This window comes from Pseudomonas sp. 18.1.10 (genome assembly GCF_024655625.1).
Classification (GTDB): domain Bacteria; phylum Pseudomonadota; class Gammaproteobacteria; order Pseudomonadales; family Pseudomonadaceae; genus Aquipseudomonas.
In genome coordinates, this window is sequence record NZ_JANLGL010000234.1 from 1 (window position 1) to 8,126 (window position 8,126).

The following is an 8,126-nucleotide window of genomic DNA, read 5'->3' on the forward strand; positions in this document are numbered from 1 at the left end:
ATCGGAGTGTCAGTCAATACATGTGTGACTGATTCACCGCATTCGCGAGCAAGCCCGCTCCCACACAAGCCAGCTCCCACAGGTTTAATCCGGTTTCAGTCAGTTGGACTCGCCAAGCAGCAACCCTTGCTCCCGCGCGCACAACTCCACCACGTAATCCCACAACACCCGCAACCGCACCGATTTGTGCAACTCCCGCCGCGAGCTGATCCAGTAGCTGCGCATGATCCCCTCCCCCGGCAGCAACGCCACCAACTCCGGGTCTGCCGAAGCCATGAAGCACGGCAACACGGCAATCCCCAAGCCCGAACGCGCCGCCTGGTGCTGGGCGATCACGCTGGTGCTGTGGAACACCACCTTGGGGTTGCGGCAGAAGCTGCTGAGGAATTTCAGTTCCTGGCTGAACAGCAGGTCGTCCACATAATCGATCCACGCGTGCGCCGCGAGATCCTCGCGCTTTTCAATCGGCGGATTGCGCTCCAGGTAGGCGCGGCTGGCGTACAGCGCAAGGCGATAGTCGGTGAGTTTGCGCGTGACCAGTTGATCGACGCTGGGGCGCTCCAGGTGGATGCTGATCTCGGCTTCACGGTTGAGGATGCTGACGAAGCGCGGCACCGCCACCAGTTCCACTTCCAGGCCCGGGTAGCGCTCAAACAAGCCGCCCATGCGCCCGGCCAGGAACATCACGCCCAGGCCTTCGGCGACGCCCAGGCGAATCTTGCCCAACGGCGCGGCGCTGTGGGTGAGTTCGTCTTCGGCCAGCAGCGCGACGTTTTCCATGGCTTCGGCGTGCTTGAGCAGCGCTTCGCCGGCGGGCGTCAGCTCGTAGCCCTGGGCGTGCTGCACAAACAGCGCGGTGCCGAGGCTTTTCTCGATGGCCTCGATATGCCGGGCGACGGTGGCGTGGGTGGTCTTCAGGCGTTGCGCGGCGGTGAGCAGGCGGCCGCTGCGCTGTAACTCGAGAAAGTAGCGCAGGTCATTCCAGTCGAACATGTCGCCTCCCTCTCCATGGTCCCGGGCCGCGTTATTTAAACGCGCTGTTTAAAAACGCACAGCAGCTGGGTAAAAACTAACATTTTTAAGACGAAAACTAACAACTAGGATGGGGGCAATAAGAAAAACAAGCGAGACCTCAGATGCCCACTGCAACTGCTGAATACGATTACATCATCGTAGGCGCCGGCCCCGCAGGCTGCCTGCTGGCCAATCGACTGTCCGCCAACCCCGCCCACCGCGTGCTGCTGCTCGAAGCCGGTGGCCGCGACAATTACCCCTGGATCCACATCCCCGTCGGCTACCTCTACTGCATCGGCAACCCGCGCACCGACTGGTGCTTCAAGACCGAAGCGCAAGAAGGCCTGCAAGGCCGTGCGCTGAGCTATCCACGAGGCAAGGTGCTGGGTGGCTGCTCGTCCATCAACGGCATGATCTACATGCGCGGCCAGGCCCAGGACTACGACGGCTGGGCGGCGGCAGGCAACGCGGGCTGGGCGTGGAACGAGGTGCTGCCGCTGTTCAAACAGAGCGAAAACCATTTTGCCGGCGGCTCGCAATTCCACAGCGATGGCGGCGAGTGGCGGGTCGAGCAACAGCGGCTGCACTGGCCGATCCTCGACGCGTTCCGCGATGCGGCCGCGCAAAGCGGCATCGCCAACATCAACGATTTCAACACCGGTGATAACGAAGGCTGCGGTTACTTCCAGGTCAACCAGAAGGCCGGCGTGCGCTGGAATGCAGCCAAGGCGTTCCTCAAGCCGATCCGCCAGCGGCCCAACCTCACGGTGCTGACCGAAGTGGAAGTGGACCGCGTGCTCCTGGAGAACGGCCGCGCCGCTCAAGTCGTCGGCCGTCAGTTGGGCCAGTCGCTAAGCTGGAAGGCGCGCAAGGAAATCGTGCTGTGTGCCGGTTCTGTGGGCTCGCCGGGCATCCTGCAACGTTCCGGGATAGGTGCGTCCAGCGTGCTAAAACCGCTGGGCATCGAAGTCGTGCGTGAACTGCCCGGCGTCGGCGGCAACCTGCAGGACCACCTGCAATTGCGCCTGATCTACAAACTGGAAAACGCCCGCACCCTCAACCAGATCGCCGGCTCCGTGTGGGGCAAGCTGGGCATGGGCCTGCAATACCTGTACGACCGCAGCGGGCCGTTGTCGATGGCCCCCAGCCAGCTCGGCGCGTTCGCCCGTTCGGGCCCGGAACAGACCTCGGCCAACCTCGAATACCATGTGCAGCCGCTGTCCCTGGAGCGCTTTGGCGAGCCGCTGCACGCGTTCCCGGCATTTACCGCGTCGGTCTGCGACCTGCGCCCGCAAAGCCGTGGCCGCGTGGATATCCGCTCGGCCAACCCGGCGGATGCGCCGCTGATCCGGCCCAATTACCTCAGCCATCCAGAAGACCTGCGCGTGGCCGCCGATGCCATCCGCCTGACGCGCCGCATCGTTGCCGCACCCGCCCTGCGCGCATTCAAGCCGGTGGAGTACCTGCCCGGCGATTCGCTGCAAAGCGAAGATGAACTGCACGAAGCCGCGGCGCGCATCGGCACGACCATCTTCCATCCGGTGGGCACCTGCCGCATGGGCAGCGATGCCGATGCGGTGGTCGACGCCCAACTGCGCGTGCATGGCGTGCCCGGCCTGCGCATCGCCGATGCCTCGATCATGCCGCGCATCACCTCCGGCAACACCTGCTCACCCACGCTGATGATCGCGGAAAAAGCCGCGCAGCTTATTCTTTCGCCGAACACAAGGAGCCTCACCCCGCAGAGAGAAACGGTTCATGCAATCTGAATAGCGGCGCCACACCTGGCGCCGACAGTGGAACAACAATAAATAATCACTGTGAGGGCTACCCGATGTCAGAACATGCTCAACCCCTGGGCTCGGTCATAGACGCGAGCACCAACAACGACTCAAAGAAAGTCATCTTCGCCTCGTCCCTGGGGACGGTGTTCGAGTGGTATGACTTTTTCCTCTACGGCGCGCTGGCGGCGGTGATCAGCAAGCAGTTCTTTGCCGGGGTCAACGACACCACGGCGTTTATCTTTGCCTTGATGGCCTTTGCGGCCGGCTTTGTGGTGCGGCCCTTCGGTGCACTGGTGTTCGGCCGCCTGGGCGACATGATCGGGCGCAAGTACACCTTCCTGGTGACCATCATCCTCATGGGCGTGGCGACGTTTTGCGTGGGGCTGTTGCCGACCTACGCCAGCATCGGCATCGCGGCGCCGATCATCCTCATCGTGCTGCGCATGCTCCAGGGCCTGGCGCTGGGCGGCGAATACGGCGGCGCGGCGACCTATGTGGCCGAGCATGCACCGGCGGGCAAGCGTGGTTTTCATACCAGCTGGATTCAATCCACCGCGACCATCGGCCTGCTGCTGTCGCTGTTGGTGGTGCTGGCGTGCCGTTACTTCACTGGCGACCAGTTCGAAGTATGGGGCTGGCGTATTCCGTTCCTGTTCTCCATCGTGCTGCTGGGCATTTCCACCTGGATCCGCATGAGCCTGCACGAGTCGCCGGCCTTCCTGAAAATGAAAGAGGAAGGCAAGGCGAGCAAGGCGCCGATCAGTGAGTCGTTCGGCAACTGGGACAACCTCAAGGTGGTGCTGATCGCGCTGTTCAGCATCAACGGCGGGCAAGCGGTGACCTTCTACGCGGCGCAGTTCTATGTGCTGTTCTTCCTCACCCAGTTCCTCAAGATGGACCCGGCGCTGGCGAACATGTTGCTGATTATCAGCGTGGTGATCGGCGCGCCGTTCTTTATCTTCTTTGGCTGGCTGTCGGACAAGGTCGGGCGCAAGCCGGTGCTGATGCTCGGCCTACTGCTGGCCACCGTGTTGTACTTCCCGATCTTCAAGAGCCTGGCGCACTACACCAACCCGGCGATGGACCAGGCCAGCCAACAGGCGCCGATCACCGTGCTGGCCGACCCGGCCACCTGCACCTTCCAGTTCGACCCGGTGGGCAAGGCGAAATTTGACAGCCCATGCGACAAGGTCAAGACCTTCCTGGTCAAGCAGGGCCTGCCCTACAGCAGCGCCGCCGCCCCGGCCGGCAGCCCGGTGCAGGTGAGCGTGGGCGAAGTGCGTATCGACGGTTTTGACGAAGCGGCCCTGCGCGGCGCCGTGACCCTGGCCGGCTACCCGAGCTCGGCGGACGTGGCCCAGGTCAACAAAACCATGGTGGTGGTGCTGATCGTCGCGCTGATCCTGATCGCGGCCATGTGCTACGGCCCGCTGGCGGCGCTGATGGTGGAACTGTTCCCGACGCGTATCCGCTACACCTCGATGTCCCTGCCGTATCACATCGGCAACGGCTGGTTTGGCGGGTTCCTGCCGACGGTGTCGTTTGCGTTGGTGGTGTACACCGGGGATATTTTCTACGGCCTGTGGTACCCGGTGGTGGTGACGGGGGTGAGCCTGGTGGTGGGGATGATCTGCCTGAAGGAAACCCGGCACGTGGATATCGATAACAACTAACCCGATCTCCTGAACACAGCAGATCCCCTGTGGGAGCGGGCTTGCCCGCGAAGGCGGTGGGCCAGTCAAACATGTATTGGCTGACACACCGCCATCGCGGGCAAGCCCGCTCCCACACAAATTGCTGTACATCCATACAGATAAAGGTTGAACAATGCCCGCCGACTGAGCATCCTGCACAGCATCAACCCGATCTGATGTGATAACCATGCGGCTGTACCTCTGTGAAAAACCCTCCCAGGCCAAGGACATCGCGGCCGTGCTCGGCGCCAGTCGCAGGGGCGACGGCTGCTGGCTGGGCAATGGGGTCACAGTCACCTGGTGCATCGGCCACCTGCTGGAAACCGCCCCGCCCGACGCCTACGACGCCAAGTACAAACGCTGGGTACTGACCGACCTGCCGATCGTCCCGGAAAAATGGAAGATGCAGGTCAAGCCCAAGACCGCCAGTCAATACAAGGCGGTCAAGCGCCTGCTGGGGGAAGCCCAGGAACTGGTGATCGCCACCGACGCCGACCGCGAAGGCGAGATGATTGCCCGCGAACTGGTGGAACACTGCCGTTATCGTGGGCCGATCCAGCGCTTGTGGCTGTCGGCGCTGGACGATGCGTCCATTCGCAAGGCCCTGGCCGCACTCAAGCCCGGCGCCGAAACCTTCAGCCTGTACCACTCGGCCCTTGGCCGTTCCCGCGCCGACTGGCTGATCGGCATGAACATGAGCCGCTTGTTCACCCTGCTCGGACGCCAGTCCGGGTATCAAGGCGTGCTGCCCGTGGGCCGCGTGCAAACCCCGACCTTGCGCCTGGTGGTGGACCGTGAACGCAGCATCGCCGATTTCGTCCCGGTGGCGTACTGGGCCATCGACGTCGACTTGCAGCACCAGCACATGACCTTCACCGCCCAATGGCGCGCGGCCGAGGATGCCTGCGATGACCAGGGCCGTTGCCTCAACCCGCAACTGGCGCGGGACGCGGCCGATGCGATGCGCAACGCGGCCAGCGCGCGCCTGGTCAAGCTGCGTACCGAACGCATGCGCGAGGTGGCGCCCCTGCCCTTCGACCTGGGCACCCTGCAGGAAATCTGCTCCAAGAAGCTCGGCCTCGGCGCCCAGGAAACCCTCGACATCGCCCAGTCGTTGTACGAAACCCACAAGGCCATCACCTACCCACGCAGCGACTGCGGCTACCTGCCGGTCAGCCAGCACAGCGACGCGCCGAAGATTCTCGCCGCGCTGGGCCGAGCCGATGCTGCCGTGAACGAGCTGATGCCCCATCTCGACCCGCAACGCCGTTCGCGGGCGTGGAACGACGCCAAGGTCAGCGCCCACCACGGCATCATCCCCACCGGCGCCGGCAAGGACGCGGGGCAACTCACCGGCAAGCACCGCGCGGTGTACACGTTGATTCGCGCGCGTTACCTGGCGCAGTTCCTGCCCAACCATGAATACGATCGCACCCAGGCGGATTTCGACTGTGCCGGGCACGCGTTGCGGGCGGTGGGCAAGGTGGTGATCGAGCCCGGCTGGAAACGCGCCCTGCCCGAAGCCCTGGCGCCGGCCAAGGGCCGCGAAGCGCCTGCACCGCAAGCCTTGCCCACGCTGGTACAAGGCCAGGACTATGGGGTGGCCAGGGTCAACCTCAAGGACCTGTGGACCCAACCGCCCAAGCCCTTTACCGAGGGCGACCTGATTAAGGCAATGAAGAACGTCGCCAAGCTGGTAGAGGACCCCCTGCTCAAGCAAAAGCTCAAGGACACCACGGGCATTGGCACCGAAGCCACCCGCGCCGGGATTATCCAAGGCTTGCTGGACCGTGGTTACCTGATGAAAAACGGCAAGGCCCTGTCGGCGACTGCTGCGGCATTCAGCCTGATCGACGCCGTGCCCCGCGCCATTGCCGACCCGGGCACCACCGCGATCTGGGAGCAAGCCCTGGACATGGTGCAAAGCGGCGAGATGAGCCTGGAAGAGTTCGTCGCCAAGCAGGCGGCCTGGATGAGCAAGCAGGTGGCGCGCTGCAATGGCCTGCGCATGACCATCACCGGCCCGCCAGGCCAAGGCGCTGCGCCGTGGAAAAAGAAGCGCAAGAGCGCCCCACGCAAGGCGGCCGCCAGCCCCCGGCGCGGCAAAAAACCGGCTAATGCCGGGTAAAAGCGGAAAAAAGTCCGGCGAATGACGTTTTTCGACGGGTTTGACGCCGCTTTGGACCTTGCCCTCCCGTGGGCCGTCTAGGATTCTGTAGGGGACTTGCTGACTTCCTAACAACAACACCGGAGTGGCCGCCATGAAAACCGTTGCACAAGTGCTCAAAGCCAAGGACCAGAAGAATCAGGAAGTCCATGTCATCAAACACGACCACACCGTGTTTGAAGCGCTGGTCCGCATGTCGGAGAAAAACGTCGGGGCCTTGCCGGTCGTCAGGGATGGCGTAGTGGTAGGCATCATCAGCGAACGTGACTACGCGCGCAAAATCATGCTCAAGGGGCTGTCGTCGGTCACCACGAAGGTCCACGAGGTGATGAGTTCTCCGGTGATTACCGTCGACACCCACAAAAAAGTCGATGAGTGCATGAACATCATGACCGACAGCCACCTGCGCCACCTGCCCGTGGTCGAGGATGGAAAACTGCTGGGCCTGCTCTCCATCGGTGACCTGGTGAAAGAAGCCATTGCCGACCAGGCAGACCTTATCAAGCAACTGGAGCAATACATCCGCGGCGAATAGGGGAACCCATGCTCGACAGCCTGGAACATCAGGATGACCAACTCGACACCCTGCACCGGGCCATGGCCGAACGGCGCTTTCTGGTGCTGACCGGTGCGGGAATCAGCACGTCTTCGGGAATTCCCGATTATCGCGACAGCGAAGGCGTGCGCCGAGGCACGGCACCGATGATGTACCAGGAATTCCTCGCCACCGCCCAAGCCCGCCGCCGTTACTGGGCACGGGCGATGCTGGGCTGGCCGAGGGTGCGTATCGCCCAGCCGAACCCTGCCCATCGGGCCCTGGCAACCCTGCAACAACACCAGCGCATCAGCGGCTTGATCACCCAAAACGTCGACACCCTGCATGACCAGGCCGGCAGCCATGACGTGATCGAGCTGCACGGCAGCCTGCACCGGGTACTGTGCCTGGACTGCCAGCAGCGCAGCCCGCGCGATCTGATCCAACAACGGATGGAACACGAAAATCCCTACCTGGCCGGCGTCGATGCCGTACAAGCCCCCGATGGCGATACGCTGCTTGATCCGGCCTTTGAAGAACGCTTCCACATCCCCCACTGCCCCCATTGCAACGGTCAACGCTTAAAACCGGATGTGGTGTTCTTCGGTGAGAACGTCGCCCAGGCGACGGCCGCCAAGGCCATGGCGGCGGTGGCGCAGGCCGAGGGGTTGCTGGTGGTCGGTTCATCGCTGATGGCTTATTCGGCGTTTCGCCTGTGCAAGGCGATGGTGGAACAAGGCGAGCCGGTGATTGCGATCAACCTGGGCAAGACGCGGGGGGATGAGTTGTTGCAGGTGAAGATCGAGGCATCGTGCGAACGGTTGTTGCCGTTGCTGGTTGAGCGTTTGAAATAGCTCAAACGCCACACGCCACAAATGTGGGAGCGGGCTTGCTCGCGAATACGGAGTGTCAGTTAACAGATATTCAACTGA

General features: G+C 63.0%; 6 protein-coding genes. 5 read left to right on the plus strand and 1 reads right to left on the minus strand.

Annotation, left to right across the window (positions count from 1 at the left end; genetic code table 11):
- Positions 1 to 99: 99 nt before the first annotated feature.
- Positions 100 to 993, minus strand: coding sequence for a LysR family transcriptional regulator (locus NUV89_RS25445; protein WP_257783488.1), 894 nt, complete (start codon positions 991 to 993; stop codon positions 100 to 102).
- Positions 994 to 1,136: 143 nt separating this feature from the next.
- Here NUV89_RS25445 and NUV89_RS25450 point away from each other — a divergent pair, with 143 nt between their 5' ends.
- From NUV89_RS25450 to NUV89_RS25470, 5 genes are all read left to right on the plus strand, one after another.
- Complete coding sequence (locus tag NUV89_RS25450) at positions 1,137 to 2,783, plus strand: GMC family oxidoreductase (protein ID WP_257783489.1); 1,647 nt, start codon at positions 1,137 to 1,139, stop codon at positions 2,781 to 2,783.
- 65 nt (positions 2,784 to 2,848) lie between these two features.
- Positions 2,849 to 4,471 carry an MFS transporter gene (locus tag NUV89_RS25455; RefSeq protein ID WP_207041916.1) on the plus strand — a complete coding sequence of 541 codons (1,623 nt, stop codon included), beginning with the start codon at positions 2,849 to 2,851 and terminating at the stop codon, positions 4,469 to 4,471.
- 208 nt (positions 4,472 to 4,679) lie between these two features.
- Complete coding sequence (locus NUV89_RS25460; RefSeq protein ID WP_257783490.1) at positions 4,680 to 6,620, plus strand: DNA topoisomerase III; 1,941 nt, start codon at positions 4,680 to 4,682, stop codon at positions 6,618 to 6,620.
- A 133-nt stretch (positions 6,621 to 6,753) separates the two neighbouring features.
- Positions 6,754 to 7,194: a CBS domain-containing protein gene (locus tag NUV89_RS25465; RefSeq protein WP_017736564.1), complete on the plus strand. Its 441-nt coding sequence runs from the start codon at positions 6,754 to 6,756 to the stop codon at positions 7,192 to 7,194.
- Between the two features lie 8 nt (positions 7,195 to 7,202).
- On the plus strand, positions 7,203 to 8,048 hold the full coding sequence (locus tag NUV89_RS25470) for an NAD-dependent protein deacetylase (RefSeq protein WP_257783491.1): 846 nt from the start codon (positions 7,203 to 7,205) through the stop codon (positions 8,046 to 8,048).
- The last annotated feature ends 78 nt before the right edge of the window (positions 8,049 to 8,126 follow it).

Excerpts from the sequence above, each read along its gene's own strand:
- NUV89_RS25445 (WP_257783488.1), bottom strand. The coding sequence starts at position 993 with ATGTTCGACTGGAATGACCTGCGCTACTTTCTCGAGTTACAGCGCAGC.
- NUV89_RS25450 (WP_257783489.1), top strand. The coding sequence starts at position 1,137 with ATGCCCACTGCAACTGCTGAATACGATTACATCATCGTAGGCGCCGGC.
- NUV89_RS25455 (WP_207041916.1), top strand. The coding sequence starts at position 2,849 with ATGTCAGAACATGCTCAACCCCTGGGCTCGGTCATAGACGCGAGCACC.
- NUV89_RS25460 (WP_257783490.1), top strand. The coding sequence starts at position 4,680 with ATGCGGCTGTACCTCTGTGAAAAACCCTCCCAGGCCAAGGACATCGCG.
- NUV89_RS25465 (WP_017736564.1), top strand. The coding sequence starts at position 6,754 with ATGAAAACCGTTGCACAAGTGCTCAAAGCCAAGGACCAGAAGAATCAG.
- NUV89_RS25470 (WP_257783491.1), top strand. The coding sequence starts at position 7,203 with ATGCTCGACAGCCTGGAACATCAGGATGACCAACTCGACACCCTGCAC.